The organism is Streptomyces sp. NPDC034084, assembly GCF_055575535.1.
Genome location: NZ_JBVISK010000001.1, coordinates 632224 through 653057 on the forward strand (window position 1 = coordinate 632224; position 20834 = coordinate 653057).

General features: G+C 73.5%; 19 protein-coding genes. 10 read left to right on the forward strand and 9 right to left on the reverse strand.

Annotated elements, in window-relative coordinates; genetic code table 11:
* Nucleotides 1-100 precede the first annotated feature (100 nt).
* A complete protein-coding gene (locus ACZ51I_RS02925) occupies nucleotides 101-1723 on the reverse strand; it encodes an MFS transporter (protein ID WP_468871085.1) in 1623 nt (540 codons plus the stop codon).
* A gap of 116 nt (nucleotides 1724-1839) precedes the next feature.
* Between ACZ51I_RS02925 and ACZ51I_RS02930 the strand changes: the two genes are divergently transcribed.
* From ACZ51I_RS02930 to ACZ51I_RS02960, 7 genes are all read left to right on the forward strand, one after another.
* Nucleotides 1840-2511: a TetR/AcrR family transcriptional regulator gene (locus ACZ51I_RS02930; protein ID WP_468871087.1), complete on the forward strand. Its 672-nt coding sequence runs from the start codon at nucleotides 1840-1842 to the stop codon at nucleotides 2509-2511.
* Nucleotides 2512-2577: 66 nt separating this feature from the next.
* Entirely contained in the window at nucleotides 2578-3789 is a 1212-nt protein-coding gene (locus ACZ51I_RS02935) for an alpha/beta hydrolase (RefSeq protein ID WP_468871088.1), read from the forward strand.
* A gap of 74 nt (nucleotides 3790-3863) precedes the next feature.
* Entirely contained in the window at nucleotides 3864-4787 is a 924-nt protein-coding gene (locus tag ACZ51I_RS02940; protein WP_468871090.1) for a DUF4429 domain-containing protein, read from the forward strand.
* Nucleotides 4788-4891: 104 nt separating this feature from the next.
* Nucleotides 4892-6265: a sensor histidine kinase gene (locus tag ACZ51I_RS02945; protein ID WP_468871092.1), complete on the forward strand. Its 1374-nt coding sequence runs from the start codon at nucleotides 4892-4894 to the stop codon at nucleotides 6263-6265.
* Nucleotides 6262-6945 carry a response regulator gene (locus ACZ51I_RS02950; protein WP_468871093.1) on the forward strand — a complete coding sequence of 228 codons (684 nt, stop codon included), beginning with the start codon at nucleotides 6262-6264 and terminating at the stop codon, nucleotides 6943-6945. Before ACZ51I_RS02945 ends, ACZ51I_RS02950 begins: the two co-directional genes overlap by 4 nt.
* Nucleotides 6946-7103: 158 nt before the next feature.
* On the forward strand, nucleotides 7104-8084 hold the full coding sequence (locus tag ACZ51I_RS02955) for an alpha/beta hydrolase (RefSeq protein ID WP_468871094.1): 981 nt from the start codon (nucleotides 7104-7106) through the stop codon (nucleotides 8082-8084).
* The gene (locus ACZ51I_RS02960; RefSeq protein ID WP_468871096.1) at nucleotides 8081-9277 is read left to right on the forward strand and encodes an acyltransferase family protein; all 1197 of its coding nucleotides are present in this window, start codon (nucleotides 8081-8083) and stop codon (nucleotides 9275-9277) included. The genes ACZ51I_RS02955 and ACZ51I_RS02960 overlap by 4 nt, the downstream gene beginning before the upstream one ends.
* 11 nt (nucleotides 9278-9288) lie before the next feature.
* On the opposite strand, the gene ACZ51I_RS02965 is transcribed toward ACZ51I_RS02960, so the two are convergent.
* Nucleotides 9289-10311 carry an aldo/keto reductase gene (locus tag ACZ51I_RS02965; protein ID WP_468871097.1) on the reverse strand — a complete coding sequence of 341 codons (1023 nt, stop codon included), beginning with the start codon at nucleotides 10309-10311 and terminating at the stop codon, nucleotides 9289-9291.
* Entirely contained in the window at nucleotides 10308-10718 is a 411-nt protein-coding gene (locus ACZ51I_RS02970; protein ID WP_468871098.1) for a MerR family transcriptional regulator, read from the reverse strand. The genes ACZ51I_RS02965 and ACZ51I_RS02970 overlap by 4 nt, the downstream gene beginning before the upstream one ends.
* Before the next feature lie 52 nt (nucleotides 10719-10770).
* Here ACZ51I_RS02970 and ACZ51I_RS02975 point away from each other — a divergent pair, with 52 nt between their 5' ends.
* Entirely contained in the window at nucleotides 10771-11625 is an 855-nt protein-coding gene (locus tag ACZ51I_RS02975; RefSeq protein ID WP_468871100.1) for a serine hydrolase domain-containing protein, read from the forward strand.
* Nucleotides 11626-11636: 11 nt separating this feature from the next.
* Here the strand turns inward: ACZ51I_RS02975 and ACZ51I_RS02980 are convergent, their stop codons facing one another.
* The 5 genes from ACZ51I_RS02980 to ACZ51I_RS03000 form a co-directional block, all read right to left on the reverse strand.
* A complete protein-coding gene (locus ACZ51I_RS02980; RefSeq protein WP_468871102.1) occupies nucleotides 11637-12251 on the reverse strand; it encodes a hypothetical protein in 615 nt (204 codons plus the stop codon).
* A complete protein-coding gene (locus tag ACZ51I_RS02985; RefSeq protein ID WP_468871103.1) occupies nucleotides 12248-13735 on the reverse strand; it encodes an ATP-binding protein in 1488 nt (495 codons plus the stop codon). Before ACZ51I_RS02985 ends, ACZ51I_RS02980 begins: the two co-directional genes overlap by 4 nt.
* Nucleotides 13732-14415, reverse strand: a complete 684-nt coding sequence (locus tag ACZ51I_RS02990; protein WP_468871105.1) for a response regulator — start codon at nucleotides 14413-14415, stop codon at nucleotides 13732-13734. The genes ACZ51I_RS02985 and ACZ51I_RS02990 overlap by 4 nt, the downstream gene beginning before the upstream one ends.
* A 126-nt stretch (nucleotides 14416-14541) precedes the next feature.
* On the reverse strand, nucleotides 14542-16161 hold the full coding sequence (gene murJ, locus ACZ51I_RS02995; protein WP_468871106.1) for a murein biosynthesis integral membrane protein MurJ: 1620 nt from the start codon (nucleotides 16159-16161) through the stop codon (nucleotides 14542-14544).
* Complete coding sequence (locus ACZ51I_RS03000) at nucleotides 16158-17345, reverse strand: lipid II:glycine glycyltransferase FemX (protein ID WP_468871107.1); 1188 nt, start codon at nucleotides 17343-17345, stop codon at nucleotides 16158-16160. Before ACZ51I_RS03000 ends, murJ begins: the two co-directional genes overlap by 4 nt.
* A gap of 210 nt (nucleotides 17346-17555) precedes the next feature.
* Between ACZ51I_RS03000 and ACZ51I_RS03005 the strand changes: the two genes are divergently transcribed.
* On the forward strand, nucleotides 17556-18716 hold the full coding sequence (locus ACZ51I_RS03005) for a L,D-transpeptidase family protein (RefSeq protein ID WP_468871108.1): 1161 nt from the start codon (nucleotides 17556-17558) through the stop codon (nucleotides 18714-18716).
* A 164-nt stretch (nucleotides 18717-18880) separates the two neighbouring features.
* Here ACZ51I_RS03005 and ACZ51I_RS03010 read toward each other — a convergent pair whose 3' ends face one another.
* Entirely contained in the window at nucleotides 18881-19534 is a 654-nt protein-coding gene (locus tag ACZ51I_RS03010) for a pirin family protein (protein WP_468871110.1), read from the reverse strand.
* Nucleotides 19535-19605: 71 nt separating this feature from the next.
* Here ACZ51I_RS03010 and fasR point away from each other — a divergent pair, with 71 nt between their 5' ends.
* Nucleotides 19606-20787, forward strand: coding sequence for a fatty acid biosynthesis transcriptional regulator FasR (gene fasR / locus ACZ51I_RS03015; protein ID WP_468871111.1), 1182 nt, complete (start codon nucleotides 19606-19608; stop codon nucleotides 20785-20787).
* The last annotated feature ends 47 nt before the right edge of the window (nucleotides 20788-20834 follow it).

Sequence of the window (20834 nt, forward strand, 5' to 3'; positions counted from 1 at the left end):
AATCACGAGAATGGCGGAGGTCTCCCCGCGATGGAAGAGGGGCCGCCCCCGTTCACGCGAACGGGTGACGGCCCCCTACGGGAACCCTGAGGAGCGGGCGTCAGATGTGACCGCCCATGCCGCCCGCCTCCGCGTTCTCCCCCCGCTTGGTGAGCGTGGCGACGAGCGCCGCGACGACGGCGACGGCACCGGCGACGGTGAAGGCCAGGCCCATGCCGTCGAGGAAGGTGTCGTGGATGACGCCGGTGATCCGCTGGAAGATCTCCGGGGTCATGCCCGGCGCCTGGGCCAGCTCCGGCGGGGCCATGCCGAACTCGGCGGCCTGTTCCAGCCGCGGGTCGGCCGGGGTCGGGATGCCGGCCTCCTTCCAGTTCCCCGCGAAGGAGTCGGCGACCTTGGAGGACATGACGGCGCCGAGCACCGCCGTGCCCAGCGCGCCACCGACCTGCATGGCGGCCTGCTGGAGACCGCCGGCCACACCGGACAGCTCGAGCGGCGCGTTGCCGACGATGACCTCGGTCGCGCCGACCATGACCGGGGCGAGGCCGAGGCCCAGGAGGGCGAACCAGAGGGACATGGCGAGGGTGCCGGTCCCGGCGGTGAGCGTGATCATGCCGAACATGGCGACAGCCGTGCAGACCATGCCGCCGACGAGCGGCACGCGCGGCCCGAACTTGGTGATCAGCGCGCCGGCCAGCGGCGAGGAGACGATCATCATCGCGGTCAGCGGCAGCAGGTGCAGACCGCTGTCGACCGGGCTGAGCCCCTTCACGCCCTGAAGGTAGAAGGTCACGAAGAAGAGGCCGCCCATGAAGGCGAAGGCCATCAGGACCATGAGGACCACGCCGGCCGAGAGCGGCACGGAGCGGAACATGCCCAGCGGGATCAGCGGCTCCTTGACCTTCGTCTCCCAGAAGGCGAAGACCGCGAAGAGGAACAGCGCGCCGATCAGGCAGCCCCAGGTCTTGCCACTGGACCAGCCCCAGGACTCGCCGGCCTTGATGAGGCTCCAGACCAGGGAGGCCATGGCGCCGGAGAGCAGCAGGATGCCGAGGACGTCGAAGGAGCGCGGCGCGTTCTCCGCGCGGTGGTCCTTCAGGATGAGCAGGCCGAGGACGAGCGCGACGACGCCCACCGGCACGTTCACGAAGAAGACGGACTGCCAGCTGACGTGCTCGACGAGCAGGCCGCCGACGATCGGGCCGCCCGCCGTGGACGCGCCGATGACCATGCCCCAGATGCCGATCGCCATGTTCAGCTTCTCGGCGGGGAAGGTGGCCCGCAGCAGGCCCAGCGCCGCCGGCATCAGCAGGGCGCCGAAGAGGCCCTGCAGGACGCGGAAGGCGATCACGGCCCCGATGGAGTGGGACAGGCCGATCGCGCCGGAGGCGGCGGCGAAACCGGCGATGCCTATGAGGAAGGTCTGCCGGTGACCGAAGCGGTCACCGAGCTTGCCTGCGGTGATCAGCGCGACGGCGAGCGCGAGCAGATAGCCGTTGGTGATCCACTGGACCTGGGCGAGGGTGGCGCCGAGGTCGGTCTTGATGGCGGGGTTGGCGATGGCGACGATCGTGCCGTCGAGCGCGACCATCATGACGCCGACGGCAACGCCGAAGAGCGTCAACCACGGGTGGCCGCGCAGCCCCTTCGCCGGGACCGGAACGGGTTCCCGGGCGTCCCCTTGACCCTGCGGGGCCTTTTCCACGGTGGTCTGACTAGTCATGCGAAGGAGGGTAGTGACAGTCACTGACAATTGACAAAGCGATTCACACGTCGGTAACTGTCACGTAGCTCACAGGTACGCTGAGCAGGACGAAACGCAGGGAGAGAGGCCTCCACGTGACCGTGCCCGGACTGCGCGAGCGGAAGAAGCAGCGCACGCGCGACGCGTTGACCCGGGTGGCCCTGGAGCTCTTCACCACCCGGGGGTACGAGCGGACCACCGTCGACGAGATCGTCGACACCGTGGAGGTCTCCCAGCGCACCTTCTTCCGGTACTTCTCCTCCAAGGAGGAGGTCGCCTTCGCCGTCCAGCAGATGGTGGAGGAGCGGTTCGTGGACGCCCTCCGGCAGCGGCCCCCGGCGGAGGCCCCGCTCGACGCGATGCGCAACGCCGTCCTGTGCGCCTGGGACACCATCGGCGAGGCGATCGCGGAGGTCGTCCCGGTCGAACTGCACCTGAGCACGTACAAGATGATCGAGTCGACGCCCGCGCTGCTCGCCGTCCATCTGCGCCGCTCCACCGAGATGGAGGAGACCATCGCCCGGATCATCGCCGCGCGCGAGGGCCTCGACGTCGACGAGGACCCGCGGCCCCGGATCGCGGTGGCGGCGTTCAGCGGGGTGATGAGGGTGACCGGGCAGATGTGGGGCCGGGGCACGGACCAGAGCCTGGAGGCCATCCGCGCGCTGACCGAGAACTACCTCGACCACCTCGGCCCGGCGCTCGCCCCGAGCTGGCGGGACGGGGCCGGGAAGACGTCGGACCCGCACGGGCGCGACCGGGCCTGACAAGCGCCCGAACCGGGTACCCCGCCCCCGTAAGAGCCGGAGTCACGCACCGTAGGGTGGCCGCCCGTGACCTCCGTCGACACCTCGCCCGCCCTCGTCGCCACGCGCGCGCTGCTCGCGCTCGCCGTCGTGTTCGTGCTCCTCGCGACCACCGGGTGGACCACCATCCGGCACCGGCCCGTACCGTGGTCGTCCCGCGAGGCCGCGCTCGCCGCCTGGGCGCGGGACGGGATCGACCACCGGCCGCTGCCCGACCCGGCCGCCCCGGCCCGTACCGTCGCCGAGTTCTTCGCGGCACTCGGCCCCGCGCGCGGCGCCCGGCTCGCCGTCCGGCACCCGCTCGTCGTCGGCAACCTCAACGGCGCCCCCCTCGCCCTGCGCTACCGCGCCAACCGGATCACCCTCGCCCACGCGTACGCCGCCGAGCGGAGCAGGGTCGACGACCCCAGGCTCTCCGCCGAGGGCCGGCACGAGGCGCGGCGCCGGGTCGACCGCTTCGCCTCACTGCTGCGGCCCGGCCGTCAGGTCCTCTCCTTCGACCCCACCGGTACGGGGCGGGCCGCCGAGGTCCTCGGGGACCTGGAGAGGGCCCGGCGCGTCTCGGTGATCGTGCCCGGCGTCGACACCAACCTCCTCACCTTCCAGAAGACCCACGGCCGGTACGGCGCCCCCGCCGGCATGGCCGAGGCCCTCTACACGGCCGAGCGGCGGGCCGCCCCACGCGCGCGCGTGGCGGTGATCGCCTGGGCCGACTACACCGCGCCGGCCGGGATCGGCGTCGACGCGGTCACCGGCCGGCTCGCCGAGGAAGGAGCCGTACGCCTGGTGGGTCTCACCGAGTCACTGCCCCCGCACGCGCGCGTGGCGCTCTTCTGCCACAGCTACGGCTCCGTACTGTGCGGGGTCGCCGCACCCCGGCTGCCCGCCCGCGTGACCGACGTGGCCGTGGCCGGAAGCCCCGGGATGCGGGTCGACACGGCCGCCGACCTCGGCAGCCCCGCGCGCGTGTGGGCCATGCGGGACGCCGACGACTGGATAGCGGACGTGCCGCACCTGGAGGTGGGCGGTGTCGGACACGGCGCGGACCCGGTCGCGCCGGAGTTCGGCGCCCGGCTGCTCTCCGCGCGCGGTGCGCTCGGGCACAGCGGCTATTTCGAGCCGGGTACGGAGAGCCTCGGCAACTTCGCCGCGCTGGGCGTCGGGGCCTACCGCCGACTGGTCTGCGCACGTGCCGACAGCGCTTGCCACGACGGAATATCCGGCGCGGAAGGGCTCTGACGCGCGTAGATCACGCAATTTCAGGACCTTTCACAGGGGCGACGCGAAGGCACACGCCGCTTACGATGAGGCGTATGGGTGATGTGCTGGCCGGAATTCATGCCACCTGGGAGCTCGAGAGCGACGCCCTCGTCATCCGCTTCGAACGGGGGATCCGCACGCCGAAGCTCTTCCAGGCGCTGCGCGAGCGACGCGTACCGCACGAGGCGCTGGCGTCGGTGACGCTCTCGCCCGGCAAGCGGGGCACCGTCGTGCTGCGCGCCATGCCGAGGCCGGGCGCCGATCCGCTGATGGAGGCGGCCGCGGGGCAGCTCAAGGAGGGCAGCGATCCGTACCGTCTGGTGCTCCCGGCGGAACGCGAGGCGCTCGCCGGGCACTACCGGGACGAGCTGCGGGCGCTGCTCGCGTCGCATCCGGGGGCCGCGGGGGCCGCCGGATACGAGGCGTACGCGGCGGTCGACGGGGGCCTCGCGCCCGCCGAACGGTTCCTGGTGGAGCCGCCGTCGGGGCCGCAGTCCTTCAAGGCGTACGACGGGAAGGCGGGCTTCGACGGGACCTCGGAGGTCGCGTTCCGCTGGTCCGGGACGAGGGCGTCCTCCGAGAAGTGGAAGGCCGGTGACCAGGTCTTTCCTGTACGGGACCTCTGCGGGGTCGAGTGGCGCGCGCCGGACGGCGACGACGGGTACCTGCGGCTCGTCCCCCGGGGCGGCGGGCCCCGGACCCTCCCGCCCGACCAGGACCCGGCGTGCGTCGTGCTCGGCCGCTACGGGCCGGTGTACGAGTCCCTGACCTTCGCGGCGTCGGTTCTCGCCGCGATCCGGGGCAAGGACCGCGCGCCGGTACCCGTGCCGGTCGCGGCGGGGGCGCGGGACGTGGAGCAGCGGGATCCGGGGGTGGTGGCTGAAAGGATTCGGCACTTGGGTGAGCTGCATCGGGCGGGGCTGGTGACGGATGCGGAGTTCTCGGCGAAGAAGGCGGAGCTCCTGGCGGAGCTTTGAGGGGGGTTGCGCCTTGCCCGGGGCGGGGGCGCCGCCCCGGGCGAGACGGCCGCCGCGACGGGGGAGGTCATACCCCGGTATCAGGTCCCACCCCCCTCCCCGGTATGACGCCCGCCGCCAGGGGGGCTGCCTACCCTGGGCCCGTCATGGTTACCGCATCGCGGCCCGAGCCGCCCGCCGCTTCCCTGTCCGTCGTCCGTCGTCGTTTCGGGGGTCGGGCCCGCGAGACGTTCCAGGGGCTGGGGGTCGCGCTCACCACCCCGGCCGCGCCGGGGGCTCCGCTGCTCGCGGGGGCCGCGAGCCGGCGGGTGCGGCTGCTGCCGTACGTCGTCGCGTTCGCGTTCGTCTCCGCGCTCCTGCCCTCCACCGTCGTCCTGCTCATGGGTGACTACGGCGTCAACGGTGCTCTGGCCGGGGCGATCGGCACCGCCCAGACCCTGCCCCTCCTGCTCGCCGTCGCCCGTCCCCTCCAGGCCTGGTGGATCGTCTTCGTCGCCGATGTGCTCGGCGCGGTCGCGCTGCTCGGCGCCGACGGAACCGGTGCCGACTATTGGCCCTGGCCGCCTCCGCTCGTGGTCGGCTACTGCGCCCTGATGGTCGCGCTCGGGCTCCGTGAGTCCCGCCGGGGGCTGTTCGGAGTGTGGCTGGCGACCGGCGTGGCCGGATACGTGCTGGAGGCCTTCCGGCCCGCCGGGTACACGAGCGTCCACACCCTGCTGCTCGTCCTGAGCGGGGTGCTGCTGCTCCTCGCCTCGGCCGTGCGCGCGCGGAGCGACGCCCAGCGGCGGCTCGCCGAACAGGAGACCATCAGCGAGGCCGAGCGGGCCCGCCGCACGCTCCTGGAGGAGCGGGCCAGGATCGCGCGCGAGCTGCACGACGTCGTCGCCCACCACATGTCCGTGATCACCGTGCAGGCGGACTCGGCGCCGTACCGCATCCCCGGGCTCCCGGAGGCGGCGCGTGAGGAGTTCACGTCGATCGCGGCGAGCGCGCGCGAGTCGCTGGCCGAGATGCGCCGGCTGCTCTCCGTCCTCCGCAGTGACGGCGGCGAGGGCGAGCGGGCCCCGCAGCCGGGCCTCGACCGGGTGCAGCAGCTCGTCGAGGCGACCGTACGCGCGGGCGTGCCGGCCGAGCTGCGGCTCGCCGCCGACCTCGGGGAGGTGCCGCAGACGGTGGACCTGTCCGCGTACCGGATCGTGCAGGAGGCCCTGGCCAACGTCGTGCGGCACGCGCCGGGGGCGTCGACCCGGGTGTCGGTCCGGGCGGACGAGGGGTGGCTGACGGTCCTCGTCGTCAACGGGCCTTCCCTGGAGGAGGGTTCCTCCGTCGAGCGGGGTGCCGCAGGTACCGGGCACGGGCTCGTCGGCATGCGGGAGCGCGTACGGTTGACCGGCGGCTCGCTGGACACCGGGCCGCTGCCGGACGGCGGCTTCCGGGTCGCGGCCAGGCTCCCCCTGCGTACGAAGGACTCCGAGTGACCATCCGCGTGATCATCGTCGACGACCAGGCCATGGTGCGGGCCGGTTTCGCCGCGCTGCTCTCCGCGCAGGCCGACATCGACGTGGTCGGCGAGGCGCCGGACGGGCGGCAGGGTGTGGAGGTGGCGCGCTCGGCGCACCCGGACGTGGTCCTGATGGACGTGCGGATGCCGGAGCTGGACGGGCTCGCGGCCGCCCGGGAGATCCTGCATCCGCCGGCCGGGGTCACGCACCGGCCGAAGGTCCTGATGCTGACCACCTTCGACGTCGACGACTACGTGTACGAGGCGCTGCGCGCGGGCGCGTCCGGCTTCCTCCTCAAGGACGCGCCGCCGGCCGATCTGATCGCGGCGGTACGGGTGGTGGCGGCGGGCGAGGCGCTGCTCGCCCCGTCCGTGACCCGCCGTCTCATCGCCGACTTCGCGGCCTCGCGCCCGGCGCCCCGCCGGGACACCACGGCGTTGCGCCTGAACGGGCTCACCCCGCGTGAGACGGAGGTCCTGGAGCTGATCGCCCGGGGCCTGTCCAACCAGGAGATCGCGGACGGTCTGGTCCTCGCCGAGCAGACGGTGAAGACCCACATCGGGCGGGTCCTCGCCAAGCTGGACCTGCGCGACCGGGCGCAGGCGGTGGTCTTCGCGTACGAGTCGGGCCTGGTGACGCCGGGCGAGTCCCGCTGACGCGAGGGGGGAAACCCCCACCCTGACAAGGGGGTTGGCCGCTCCTCCACCCCCTACCCGGGTATCAGTGGGGAGTTGGCTCCCCGGTGTGACGTGTCGTCACCCCTCGTCTTCCTACCTTCCTCTCGCCAACGACGAGAGCGAGGGAGGGCGGGCCGATGCGCCGCTTTTCGAGGAACCTGATCACCACCGCCGTGGTGGCCGGTGTGATCGCAGGGACGGCCGGCTGGGCGTCCGGGAACAGCCAGGAGGCCGTGACCGGGGCGCCGGCGGGGACGGCGGCGTGGCGGGCCGCGGGGCTGCCGGACCCGGAGCGGATGGACCCGGCCGGGGTCGCGCGCTTCTTCGCCGGGCTGAGTCCCGTACGGCAGCGGGAGCTGGCGCGCACGCACCCGACGGTCGTCGGGAATCTCGACGGGGCGCCCCTGGAGCTGAGGTACGAGGCCAACGCCCGCTCCACGCACGGGGAGTTCGGCGGAGCGCGGGTCCTCGCCCACGATCCGCGCGGCCGGGGGCAGGTGGCCCTGGTCTACGGGGACCTGGCGCGGGCCGAGCGGGTGGCCGTGATCGTGCCCGGCTCCGACGTCGACGCGGGGCACGTGCGGCCGCTCGCGGACATGGCGGCCGCCCTGCGCCGGGCGACCGGTGGTCACACGGCCGTCGTGGCCTGGGCCGGATACACCACGCCCGTGGGTGTCGGCCTGGACGCGGCCACCGGCCGGCTCGCCGAGGCCGGGGCCGGGCGGCTGACCCGGTTCGTGGACGGGCTCGCCGCGGTCGGCGCGGCCGAGCCGTCCCTGTTCTGCCACAGCTACGGCTCCGTGGTCTGCGGTCTCGCCGCCCACGGACTGAAGGCCAAGGATCTGGTGGTCTTCGGATCCCCCGGGATGCGCGCCGGGAACGTCGCCGAGCTCGGGACCTCCGCCCGCGTCTGGGCGGCGAAGGACCCCACCGACTGGATCGACCGGATCCCGAACGTCGAGTTCGCGGGGCTCGGGCACGGCGCCGACCCCACCGACCCGGCCTTCGGGGCGCGCCGGGTCCCGGCCGGGGACGCCACCGGGCACGGCGGCTACTTCGCGCCCGGCACCGCCTCCCTCCGTGCGTTCGCCGCGATCGCCGAGGGGGACGTCCGATGAACGGGCTCGTCGAGAGGATCGAGTCCTCCACGCCCTCCCACCGCGACCGGGCGATCGACGGACTGCGCGCCCTCGCCCTGATCGCCGTGCCGACCGGGCACTGGCTGCTCGGCGGCTTCACGCTCTCCGCCGACGGTGCGATCCACAACGCCAGCCCGCTCGGCACCTTCGCCGGTCTCGCGCCCGTCAGCTGGGTCCTTCAGATGCTGGGGATCTTCTTCCTGGTCGGCGGCTACGCGTCGGTCCTGTCGTACCGGCGCCGGACGGGCTCCACGCACGCGTGGCTGGGCGGCAGGCTCGCCCGGCTCGGCCGTCCGGTGCTCGGGGTCACGGCCGTGTGGGCGGCGCTGCTGCCCGTCCTGCACTTCGGCCTCGGGGTGCCGGTGGACACGCTGCGGACGGCGTCCACGCTGGTGATCCAGCCGCTCTGGTTCGTCGGGGTGTACACGGTGGTGACCGCGCTGACCCCGTGGTGCGTGCGGGCGGCCCGCCGTCTCGGGGTCTGGGCCGCGGCGCCGCTGCTCGGCTCGGTCGCCGTCGTCGACTTCCTGCGGTACGGGCCGTACGCCGATGCCGTGCCGTCCTGGCTGAGCGTCCTGAACATCCTGCCCGGCTGGCTCTTCGCGTATCAGCTCGGCGTCTCGTGGGGCGAGGGCCGGGTCGGCCGGCGCCACGCGTGGGGGCTGCTGCTCGGCGGCGCCGCGCTGTTCGCCGCCCTCCTGCTGGTCTTCGGCTACCCGGCGTCGATGGTCGGTGTCCCCGGCGAGGCCCGCACCAACTCGCACCCGCCGTCGCTGCTCGTCCTCGCCCTCGCCGCCGCGCAGAGCGGTGCGGCGATCCTGCTCAGGAGCCGGCTCGGCGGGCTCCTGAAGCGGCCCGCGCTGTGGGCGCCGGTCGTCATGGTCAACCTGTCCGCGATGACGATCCTGTGCTGGCACCAGACGGCGATGCTCACGGCCGCGATCCCCGCCTCGTACGCCGGGGAGGTCGCGGGCCTGGTGGGCGCGCCGGACTCGGTGGGCTGGATCCTCGCCCGTCTTGCCTGGATGCCGGTCTTCGCCGGCCTGTTGGTCCTGATCGGCCGGTACGCGCGCGCCTTCGAGGCCCCGTGGGCGAAGACCGGTCCGGCCCGCCGCACCCTGGCGGGGCTCCTCGCGGCGGGCTTCGCGGTCTTCGCCCTGGGGCTGGCGTGAGCGCGCGGGTACTACGCCTCCCGGGCCGCCGACGTGGAGCTCATGTCCGGGTAGCGGTCGCCCGCCACCTGGCCGGCGATCGGTTCCAGTTCGGCGAGTTCGGCGGCGGTGAGGACGATACGGGTGGCGGCGGCGTTCTCCAGGAGGCGGGAGCGCTTGCGGGTGCCGGGGATGGGGACGACCGTGAGGCCGTGCACGGCCGCGCGCTGCTGGACCCAGGCGAGGGCGATCTGGGCCGGCGTCGCGCCGTGGGCGGCGGCGATCTTCCGGACCGGGTCGAGGAGGGCCGCGTTCCGCTCGGCGTTCTCACCGGAGAACCGGGGCTGGTGCCGACGGAAGTCGTCGCCCGACAGCTCCTTGGAGGCGTCCGCGAACGCACCGGTCAGGAAACCCCGGCCGAGCGGCGAGTACGGCACGAAGGTCACGCCGAGTTCGGCGGCGGCGCCGACGGCGCTGCGCTCCACGTCCCGGGAGAAGAGCGACCACTCCGACTGGAGGGCGGCGATCGGGTGCACCGCGTGGGCCTCGCGCAGTTCGGGCCCGGTGACCTCGCTCAGGCCCAGGAAGCGGACCTTGCCCTCCTGGACGAGCTCGGCCATGGCGCCGACGGACTCGGCGAAGGGGACCTCCGGGTCGCGGCGGTGCATGTAGTAGAGGTCGATGGTCTCGACGCCGAGGCGGCGCAGGCTGTCCTCGGCGGCCTTCTTGATGTAGGCGGGGTCGTTGCGGACGGCCCGGTAGGCCGGGTCGTCGGCGCGGCGCTCTATGGCGAACTTGGTGGCGAGGGTGACCTCGTCGCGGTGGGCGGCGAGGAACGGGGCGAGGAACTCCTCGTTGGCGCCGCTGCCGTAGATGTCGGCGGTGTCGATCAGGGTGACGCCGGCCTCCAGGGCCGCGTCGAGGGTGTCGCGGGCGGCGGCCTCGTCGGTGTCGCCGTAGAACTCGCTGATGCCCATGGCGCCGAAGCCCTGGACGCCGATCCGGGGTCCGTCCTGGCCGAGGCGTACGGTGTCGATCCTGGTCACGCTGGTCATGAAGGTGTTCCTCCGCATACGGTCCCGTAATGGCCGATCTTGATGTCGAGCACGGCGAGCGTGTCCTGGAGCTCGGTGATCCGGGTGAGGACGTCCCGCCGGGTGGCCTCCAGGAGCTCCCGCCGTTCGTCCCGGGTGTGGTCCCCCGCGCGCACCAGCTCGGCGTACCTGACCATGTCGGCGACCGGCATCCCGGTCAGCCGCAGCTTGCCGACGAAGGCCAGCCAGCCGAGGTCCTGCTCGGTGAAGCGGCGCTGCCCGGTGTGCGACCGGTCCACGTGCGGCAACAGGCCGATCCGCTCGTACCAGCGCAGGGTGTGCGCCGAAAGGCCCGTCAGGGCGGCCACCTCACTGATGGTGTAGCGGTCCTTGCCCGCAAGCCTGGTCGTGCTCTCGATCACGCTCATGGGCCCCACGCTAAAACGTTGGAGCGCACTCGAAGCAAGTAGGCTCGGGCCCATGCAGAGCAGCTTGCCGAGCCTGGCGTCGATCGAGAACTGGCCCGTCCCCACCGCGGCCGCCGCCGTGGTCCGCGCGGACGGCACCCTGGCCGGGTCCCACGGCCCCACCGGACGGCGCTTCCCGCTCGCCTCCGTCACCAAGCCGCTCGCGGCGTACGCCGTCCTCGTCGCGTACGAGGAGGGGGCGATCGACCTCGACGAGCCGGCCGGGCCCGAGGGCTCGACCGTCCGCCATCTCCTCGCCCACACCTCGGGGCTCGCCTTCGACGAGAACCGGGTCATGGCCGCGCCGGGCACCCGACGGATCTACTCCAACACCGGCTTCGAGGCCCTCGGCGACCACGTCGCCAAGGCGACCGACATCCCCTTCGCCGAGTACCTGCACCAGGCGGTCCTGGAGCCCCTCGGCATGACCTCCACGATCCTGGAGGGCTCGCCCGCGAAGGACGGCGTGTCGACCGTGGACGACCTCGTGCGGTTCGCCGCCGAGGTGCAGGCGCCGCGGCTGCTCGACGCGCGGACCGTCCTGGACGCGATGACCGTCACGTACCCCGGCCTGACCGGCATCCTGCCCGGCTACGGGCACCAGAAGCCGAACGACTGGGGGCTCGGTTTCGAGATCCGCGACGGCAAGTCCCCGCACTGGACGGGCGCGAGCTCCTCGCCGCGCACCTTCGGGCACTTCGGGCAGGCCGGAACGTTCCTGTGGATCGACCCGGACGCCCGGTGGGCGGGTGGGAACAGCACAGGGGCCGCGTGCGTCGCCCTCACCGACCGGCCCTTCGGGGCGTGGGCGGTGGAGGCGTGGCCGCCGTTCACGGACGCGGTGCTGGCGGATCTGCGGGCCCGCTGACCCCCGGGGGTTCAGCTCTCGCAGCGCGTCTTCGGGAGGATGCCGTCGGCGCCCGTGACGCTCACCTCGACCTTGCCGCCGCCGTCCTCCGCGTACGCCGCCGTGCACACCAGCTGCTGGACGGCCGCCTCCGGCAGGTCCCTGACGGGGAACGGCGCCCGGAGCCGGACGACGCGGCGTCCCTCCGGGGTCCGGCCGTCCCCCGGGACCTCCTCGACGTGCGGTGTCTCCTCGGACACCGGGAGTCCCGTGGTCAGGCCCGCCGCCTTGTCGGCGGCGGCCGGGCCGGCGAGGAGCACCGCGAGCACCTTGTCGGTGGCGACCCGCGAGCCCGGCGTCTCCTGCGCCTGCCCGGAGCCGAGGCCCGAGCCGTTCCGGTGCTCCGCGTCAGCGAGGGAGCCGCTCGCGGTGAACGTCGAGTCGGGGAACGGCTGCCCGAAATCGCGGACCACCGGGGCCGGCCGGCCGTCCGGCCCGAGGAAGTAGAGCACCATCCGGAACTCGGGCTGCGGGCGGACGGCGACGGTCGCGGCGCCGCCCGCCTCGACGACGTCGGTCTCCTGGATGCCGCAGGCGGTGAGCGCGACCGTGCCCAGGAGGGCCGCGGCGGCGGTCCGGCGCCTCACAGCGGCATCCGTACGGTGAAGACCGCGCCGCCCGCCGGGTCGTTGGCGGCGTGGACGGTGCCGCCGTGCAGCCGGACGTTCTCCAGGGTGATCGCCAGACCGAGGCCGCTGCCCGCCGAACGGGTCCTGGCCCGGTCCGCCTTGTAGAAGCGGTCGAAGACGTGCGGCAGGACGTCCGGGTGGATGCCCGGCCCCCGGTCGGCGACCTCCGTCACCAGCTCGTCCCCCTCCGCGTGCACCCTGACCGTCACCGGCGCGGCCCCGTGCCGCAGCGCGTTGCCGACGAGGTTGGCGACGACGACGTCGAAGCGGCGCGGGTCGAGCCGCGCCCTGATCCCCTCCTCAAGGTACGTGACGACCCGGGCCGGGTCGGTCCAGTGCCGGTGCTGGAGGGTCTTGCGGACGCAGTCGGCGGCGTCGACCTCGTCGGTGTGGAGCTCGGCGGCGCGCGCGTCGAAGCGGGAGATCTCCATCAGGTCCTCGACGAGCACGGCGAGCTTCCCGGTCTCGGCGCTGATCAGCCGGACGGCGCGGGCGGTGTCGCTGTCGAGGCTCGCGGCGTCCTCGTCGAGGACCTCGGTGACCGCGAGCATGCCGGCGAGCGGGGTGCGCAGCTCGTGCGAGACGTCGGAGGCGAAGCGGCGGGCGCGGGCCTCGGCGTCGCGGAGCTCCGTGACGGAACGTTCCAGCTGGGCGGCGGACTCGTTGAACGTGCGAGCGAGGTCGGCGAGTTCGTCGCTTCCCTTGGCGTGGATGCGGGTGTCGAGCCGGCCGCGGCCCATGCTGTGGGCGGCGCGCCGCAGTTCCCGTACGGGGCGGAGCACTCCGCGGGAGGCGATGAGCGCGGGGATCAGGGCCACGGCCAGGGCCGGGAGGGCGCCGTCGCGGGCCGCGGTCACCATGGCCTCGATGTTGGCCTCCTCCTCGTCGAGTTCCATGACGGCGTAGAACACGAGGCCGGTGGGCTGGCCCGTCCCCTTCGTCGCGTGTGTCCGGAACACGGCGGGGACGGCGACCGTCAGATACGGCGTGCCGTTCTTCACGACCCGCTGGAAACTGCCGTGCGGGGTGGCCGAGCGGCCCTGGGCCCGGGCCCGCAGTTGCGGGGTGATGACGGAGGAGGTCGGCCGGTCGGTGGAGGAGACGCGGACGGTGCCGTACTCGGCGTAGACCCGCCAGGGACGGGGCTTGCCCTGGCCGGCGATGGCGATGGCCGTTTCCCGCAGGGAGTCGGCGTCGACGGGCAGGGTGATGGCCAGAGGTTCGATCTGGTCACGCAGGGCGGAGACGGCGGTGTCCTGGGTCTGCTCCAGGATGGCGGTGCGGGCGGCGCGGTAGGTGAGCGCGGCGGTGGTGCCGCAGCCGACGGCCGCGACGAGGAGGAAGGCGAGGACGAGGCGGGTACGGAGGCCGAAGGGGCGGAGCCGGGGGCGGCGGGCGCGGCCCCGTCCCTCCGGGTGCTCCGGGCTCCTGCGGGCCTTCACAGGGGGCCGAAGCGGTAGCCGAAGCCCCGGAGGGTCTGGATGTACCGGGGTTCGCCCGGGGTGTCCTCGATCTTGTTCCGCAGCCGACGGACACAGGCGTCCACCAGGCGGGCGTCCCCGTGGTAGCTGTGCTCCCAGACGTGTTCGAGGAGCTGCTGCCGGCTGAAGACCTGCTCGGGGGCGGCCGTGAGGTGCAGCAGCAGTTTCAGCTCGGATGGGGCGAGGGCGACGCGTTCGCCCGCCTTCGCGACGGTCAGGCCCGCCCGGTCGACGGCGAGTTCCCCGTGGAACTCCACGGCGGACCGGCCGGCGGCGGGCTCCTCGATGCGCCGCAGGACCGCGCGGATCCGGGCCTCGATGACCTCGGTACGGGCGGGCTTGACGATGTAGTCGTCGGCCCCGGCCTCCAGGCCGATGACGACGTCGAAGTCGTCGCCGCGGGCGGTGAGCATGATGATCGGCAGCTGGCTGCTCTCCCGTACCCGGCGGCAGACCTGGACGCCGTTCATGCCGGGCAGCATCAGGTCGAGGAGCAGCAGGTCGGGCCGGAACTCCCCGAGCGCGGCGAGCCCCGCCTCGCCGGTGGGGGCGGTGCGGACGTCGTGGCCGCGGCGGCGGAGGCCGAGCTCTACGCCTTCGCGGACGGACGGGTCGTCTTCTATGAGCAGCACGCGGGGCATGGCTGGAGTATCCCAAGGTCGATGTCGTCCCCTGCCGGGGAGGGTGACGGGCGGGCGGGCCGCCCACACGACGGGTGGGCCGGAGCAGCGCCCCGCACGGGCTCAGGCCCCCACCGGCCGGGCTCGTCAAGCCCGATGGGTCGCGGCGCGGAAGCGGGTCGTGGCCGCCGTCAGGAGGGTCTGGAGTTCCGTGAGGGCGAGCGGGCGGGACAGGACCGCGAACGTCGCCAGGACCGTCGCCGCTCCCGCCACGCCCGCCACCACCGGCCCCGCCACCCCCGCCGCGTCCGCGACGAACAGTCCGTACCCCGCCGCCGGCACCGCCGCGACGAGGAGCCGGGCCAGCGCGGGGAACGTCCCGCCGGACGGGCCGTCACCCAGCCGCCGCCCCAGGACGTACGCCGTGACCGCCCAGCCCGCCCACAGCGCCAGCGAGTACGCCGCCGCCATGCCCGTGACCGCCCAGCGGGTCGGGAGGAGGTGGTAGGCGGTCAGGGAGAGGCCCGCGTTCAGGGCGGCGATGACCAGGTTCAGGAAGAACGGGGTGCGGGTGTCGCTCAGGGCGTAGAACGCGCGGGTGCACACGTACTGGCCGGACAGGGCGACCAGGCCGGGCGCGAAGGCCACCAGGGTCCAGGACATCGCGCGGATGTCGTCGCCCGTGGTCGCCCCGTACCGGAAGACCACCGTCATCAGCGGGACGGCGAGCGCGAGGAGCGCGCAGGCCGCGGGGACGATCGCCGCCGCACTGGTGCGCTGCGCGTAGGCGACGTCCCGCCGGACCCCCGCGAGGTCGCCGTCGGCCGCCGCCCCGCTCATCCGGGGCAGCAGCGCGGTGACGAGGGAGACGGTGACGATGCCGTGCGGGACCGTCCAGAGGAGGTACGCGTTGTTGTACGCGGCGAGGCCTCCGCCGCTGACCGAACCGCCCGCCGAGGTCGCGAGCCACGTCGTCACCCAGTACGCGCCCTGGTTCGTGAGGACGAGCAGCACCAGCCATCCCGCCGAACGCAGCGGGGCGGCGAGGCCGCTGCCCCGCCAGTCGAAGCGGGGCCGCCAGCGGAAGCCGGCGGCGCGCAGCGAGGGCAGCAGGGCGAGGGCCTGGACGGCGATGCCGGCGGTGGTGCCCCAGCCGAGGAGGGCGGTCTCCCCGGGGGTGAGTTCGCCACCGTCGCTGACGGCCAGGAAGAGGCCGAAGACGGTGACGGTGACGACGTTGTTGAGGACCGGGGTCCACATCATGGCGCCGAACCGGCCCCGGGCGTTGAGGACCTGGCCGAGCAGGGTGAAGAGTCCGAGGAAGAAGATCTGCGGCAGGCACGCGCGCGCGAAGGCGATGGTCATGTCCCGCTGCGCGCCCGTGTAGTCGGTGTACGTGTCGACGATGAGCGGAGCGGCGAGGACCGCGGCCGCCGTGAGCGCGGTCAGGGCGAGCGCGCTCAGGGTGAGGAGCCGGTCGGTGTAGGCGACGCCCCCGTCCTCGTGTTCCTTGGCCGCCTTGACGAGTTCGGGGACGAAGACGGCGTTGAGGGCGCCGCCGAGGAGCAGCATGTAGACGATGGTGGGGACGGAGTTGCCGACCGCGTACCCGTCGGCGACGTAGCCCGCGCCGAGTGCGGCGGCGACGACGGAGGCCCGTACGAAGCCGGTGGCGCGGGAGGCGAGGGAGCCGGCGGCCATGAGGGCGCCGCTGCGCAGCGCGGAGGCTTTCGCCCGCGTGGGAGCGGTGAGCGTGGTGGCCGTCATCGACGGGCCAGATAGGCGTGGAAGGCGCGGTACAGCGCCCCGTTGGTCGTGCCCTGCATCGGAATCTCCCACTCCCCCAGCGTCTCGACGACCTGTCCGCCCGTGCCGAGCTTCCAGCGGAGGAGGCCGTGGGCGCGGTCGTCCGGATCGAGGGTGGAGGGTACCCCGCGGAGGTCGTAGACGGCGGCGCCGAGGGCGTGGGCGTCGAGCAGCATGCGCCACTGGAGGGCGTTGGAGGGCCGCACTTCGCGGCGGTGGTCGGCGGAGGCGCCGGTCTGGTACCAGACGCGGCCGCCGACGGCGAGCATGGTGTGCGCGGCGAGGATCTCGCCCTCGTGGCGGGCGAGGTAGAGCTTCATGCGGCCGGGCTGTTCGGCGTTGAGGACGGCGTACTGGCGCTCGTAGTAGGCGAGCGAGCGGCCGAGGCGGAAGCCGTCGCGTTCCTCGGTGACGCGCAGGAGCCGGTAGAACTCGGGCAGGTCGGCGGCGGAGCCGACGACGACCTCGACGCCGGACTTCCGCGCCTTGCGGACGTTGCGCCGCCACTCCTGGTTGAGGCCGGTCCACAGGTCGTCGGTGGTGCGGCCGGTGAGCGGGACCTGGAAGACGTGCCGGGGCTGGGCGTCGGCCCCGTCCTCGGAGTCGCCGCCGCACCTGCGCCAGCCGCGGGCCCGGAGCCGTTCGGCGACGGCGGTTCCCAGCGGGTCGACCTCGTCGGCGAGGACGTCGGAGAGCCGGCGGCCGGGTCCGGTGGCGGCCTTGACGGTGGCGGCGTTCCACCGGCGGTAGGCGGGCCCGGGTCCCATGCGGACGGCGAAGGCGCCGAGGGAGCGGAGGTGGCCGAGGAGCGGGGCGAGCCAGCCGTCCAGGTCGGGGTCGGCCCAGTCGGCGACGGGTCCTTCGGGGAGGTAGGCGAAGTACTTCCGGGTGCCGGGGAAGGGCCGGAGGAGGACGAGCGCGACACCCGAGAGCTCGCCGCCTTCCCGTCCCCATCCGACGAGTCGGTGGCTCCAGCCGTCCTTGACCTGGGCCCAGGAGGGGAGTTGGAGGAAGCTGGGCCCGTCCGCGCCGTGGCGGGAGCCGAGGAACGCCCGGTACGCCTCGGGGGTCACGGGCCCGAGCCTGACCGGTCCCGCGGGGGCGCGGCGGTCGGTGGGTGCGGCCGTCACGAGCAGCGCTGACACAACGGGAGCCTCCTTGTTCCGCCCCTCGGTGGTGGGGCGCACAGCAGGCTCACAGCCGAATGCGACGGGTGCGCGCGGTGATGGTGACCGGACGATGACCGTTGTGCCGCAGCCCTCGTCACAGAGGCGTCCGACGCCCCGAGAAGGTACGGAAGGGGCCTACAGTCCAGGACATCCCACCCTTTCTCCCTCACACCGCGGAGGTCTTCCGTGCTGCCGATACGCACAGCCCGTCCCGTCCTGGCGGCCGTCGCGCTGACCGTGTCCCTCACCGCCTGCACGGCCCAGGCCGCGAACGGGGGCCCGTCCGGGGCGTCGGACGCGCCGCCGGCGAAGGTGACGGTCGTGAGGAAGACGGCCGGCAGCCCGGTGGCGGTGACCGCGACCGGCGGCACCCTCACGGCGGTACGGGTCGTCGACGGCGACGGCGGTGTTCTGGAGGGCCGTACGGACAAGGGCGGTACGAGCTGGGCATCGGACCGCAAGGCGGCACCGGGCACCTCGTACACGGTCGAGGTGACGTCCCGTACGGCCGACGGCAGGGAGTCGACCAGCCGGTCGTCCTTCGCCACCCCGGAGCCCGACAAGGTCAACAAGCTGACCCTGGCCCCGGGCAAGAACACCACCGTCGGCATCGCCCACCCGCTCTCCATCGTCTTCGACCTGCCGGTGACGCGGAAGGCGGACGTGGAGAGGCAGCTCAAGGTGACGACCTCGAACGGCACCGAGGGTTCCTGGGGCTGGATCAAGGACTACTCGGGCCGGGACAGGGTGGACTGGCGTCCTCGCGCGTACTGGAAGCCGGGCACGAAGGTCACCCTCGAAGCGGACCTCGACGGTACGGACTCGGGTGGCGGCTGGTTCGTACGGGACTACCGCACCGGCTTCACCGTCGGCGCCGCGCAGGTGGTCGAGGTCGACCTCGACGCCCACCGGCTGACGGTGGAGCGCGACGGGCGGGCGGTCCGTACGATCCCGGTCTCCGGCGGCACCCCCGGCGGCGACAAGCGGTCCTGGCGGGGCACGGCCGTGCTGATGGCGAAGGAGGGCACGATCAACATGAACTCGGAGACCGTGGGGCTCGGCGACGCCTACGACAAGGACGTCGACTACTCGATGCGGCTGACCTGGTCGGGCATGTACGCGCACGCGGCTCCGTGGAACGCGGCGTACTTCGGGCGCGCCAACCGGAGTTCGGGGTGCATAGGCATGAGCGACGCCGACGCCGCCTCCTTCTACGCGGCGGTGAACGTCGGCGATCCCTTCGAGATCAAGGGCCGCGAGACGAAGGGGACGGTGGCGGAGGGCAACGGCTACGGGGCGTGGAACCTGTCCTGGCCGGCCTGGAAGTCAAAGAGCGCGCTGCGCTGACGCGGCGCCGTACCGGCTTGCGCCTCGCCCGGTGCGGGCGGCGTACGGCCCAAGCTCTCGGCTCCGCTCGAGCAGGGGCCCCATCGCCCCAGCGGAACGCCTGCCCACAACGTGGGGGGAGCGGGGGCGCCGCCCCTGGCGGGACGACCGCCCGCAGCGGGGCGTCAAGGCGCCCGCATCCCCCAGATCAGGACCTCCGCGTCCGCCGTCGCCGTCAGGGCGAGTCCCGGGGTGCCGGTGAGCCGGGCCGCGTCGCCGGGGGCGAGTTCCGTGTCGCCCAGCGACACCCCGCCCCGCACCACGTGTACGTACGTGAAGTCCGCCGCCGGCAGCCCGGCGGACTCGCCCGTCCTCAGGCGCTCCACGTGCAGGACCGCGCCCGCCGCCGGGAGGGCGTACGAGTCCCCGAGGCCGCGTACCACCTCGTACGAGGGCTCCCCGCCCGGCGACAGGGGGGCGAGCCACATCTGGACGAAGACCAGGGGGACGGCGGCGTCGTTGCGCTCGACGTGGCGCACGCCGGCCGCCGCGCTCAGGTGCTGGAGGTCGCCGGGGCGGGCCACCGTGGTGTGTCCCGCCGTGTCGTGGTGCGTGAGTTCGCCCTCCACCACCCACGTCACGATCTCCGTGTGGCTGTGGGGGTGCTCGTCGAAGCCTGCACCGGGTGCGAGCCGCTCCTCGTTGCAGGCGAGGAGCGCGCCGAAGCGGAGGTTGTCGGGGTCGTAGTGCGGCCCGAAGGACAGGGCGTGCCGGGTCTCGATCCCGGCCCCCGGGTCGCCCCCGGGGTACCGGTCACCCGCGCGCTGGATGCGTATCACGGCCGTACCGTAGCGCGGGGAGGCGGCCCCGACCCCGCATGCCCGCGTCCCGATAAGGCAGTCTTGTCCCCGTGCCTGAACCCGTGAACGCCCCCCATCCGCACGCCGCGACCCTGAAACGCCTCGAACAGTCCTCCGGGCGGCTCGCCGCCGGTGCCATCGCCCGCATGGACGAGACGCTGCCGTGGTACCGCGCGATGCCGCCCGAGAACCGGTCGTGGATCGGGCTGGTCGCGCAGGCCGGCATCGCCGCGTTCACCGAGTGGTTCCGGCACCCGGAGACCCCGCAGGCCATCTCCACCGACGTCTTCGGCACGGCGCCCCGTGAGCTGACCCGCGCGATCACCCTGCGGCAGACGGTGGAGATGGTCCGCACGACCATCGAGGTCATGGAGTCGGCGATCGAGGAGGTCGCCGCCCCCGGGGACGAGTCCGTGCTCCGGGAGGCGCTCCTCGTCTACGCGCGCGAGATCGCGTTCGCGACCGCCCAGGTGTACGCGCAGGCCGCCGAGGCCCGGGGTGCCTGGGACGCGCGACTCGAATCGCTCGTCGTCAACGCGGTGCTCTCGGGGGAGGCCGACGAGGGGGCCGTGTCGAGGGCCGCCGCGCTCGGCTGGAACTCGCCCGACCATGTGTGCGTGGTCCTCGGCACCGCCCCCGACGGGGACAGCGAGCTGACGGTGGAGGCGATCCGCCGCGCCGCCCGGCACGCCAAGCTGCAGGTCCTCACCGGCGTCCTCGGCAACCGGCTCGTCGTCATCGCGGGCGGCAACGACAACCCCCTCGCGGTGGCGAAGGCCCTGATCGGGCCGTACGCGCAGGGTCCGGTCGTGGCCGGCCCCATCGTCCCCGACCTGCTCGCCGCGACCCGCTCCGCGCAGGCCGCGGCGGCCGGTCTCAAGGCCTGTTCGGCGTGGCAGGACGCGCCCCGGCCGGTCCTGGCGGACGATCTCCTTCCGGAGCGCGCCATCGCCTCCGACCCTTCGGCGCGCGAGCAGTTGGTGGAGGAGATCTACAGACCACTGGAGGAAGCGGGCTCGGCGCTCCTCGAAACTCTCAGTGTCTACCTGGAGCAGGCGAGCAGCCTGGAAGGCGCGGCCCGGATGCTCTTCGTCCACCCGAACACCGTGCGCTACCGGCTTCGACGTGTGACCGACGTCACCGGCTGGTCACCCTCCGACGTGCGCTCCGCGTTCACGCTGCGGATCGCCCTGATCCTGGGACGCTTGGCCGACGGAGATCCGCAGTCCTAGACTTTTGTCGAACACCAACAATTCCCCCGACGGTTCTTGGTCCCTGT

What these genes read in the sequence shown, in the direction of transcription:
- ACZ51I_RS02965 (WP_468871097.1), bottom strand. Translation starts at nt 10,311, where the DNA reads ATGACCAGCGTGACCAGGATCGACACCGTACGCCTCGGCCAGGACGGA.
- ACZ51I_RS02945 (WP_468871092.1), top strand. Translation starts at nt 4,892, where the DNA reads ATGACGCCCGCCGCCAGGGGGGCTGCCTACCCTGGGCCCGTCATGGTT.
- ACZ51I_RS02940 (WP_468871090.1), top strand. Translation starts at nt 3,864, where the DNA reads ATGGGTGATGTGCTGGCCGGAATTCATGCCACCTGGGAGCTCGAGAGC.
- ACZ51I_RS02960 (WP_468871096.1), top strand. Translation starts at nt 8,081, where the DNA reads ATGAACGGGCTCGTCGAGAGGATCGAGTCCTCCACGCCCTCCCACCGC.
- ACZ51I_RS02970 (WP_468871098.1), bottom strand. Translation starts at nt 10,718, where the DNA reads ATGAGCGTGATCGAGAGCACGACCAGGCTTGCGGGCAAGGACCGCTAC.
- ACZ51I_RS02990 (WP_468871105.1), bottom strand. Translation starts at nt 14,415, where the DNA reads ATGCCCCGCGTGCTGCTCATAGAAGACGACCCGTCCGTCCGCGAAGGC.
- ACZ51I_RS02975 (WP_468871100.1), top strand. Translation starts at nt 10,771, where the DNA reads ATGCAGAGCAGCTTGCCGAGCCTGGCGTCGATCGAGAACTGGCCCGTC.
- murJ (WP_468871106.1), bottom strand. Translation starts at nt 16,161, where the DNA reads ATGACGGCCACCACGCTCACCGCTCCCACGCGGGCGAAAGCCTCCGCG.
- ACZ51I_RS02925 (WP_468871085.1), bottom strand. Translation starts at nt 1,723, where the DNA reads ATGACTAGTCAGACCACCGTGGAAAAGGCCCCGCAGGGTCAAGGGGAC.
- ACZ51I_RS02955 (WP_468871094.1), top strand. Translation starts at nt 7,104, where the DNA reads ATGCGCCGCTTTTCGAGGAACCTGATCACCACCGCCGTGGTGGCCGGT.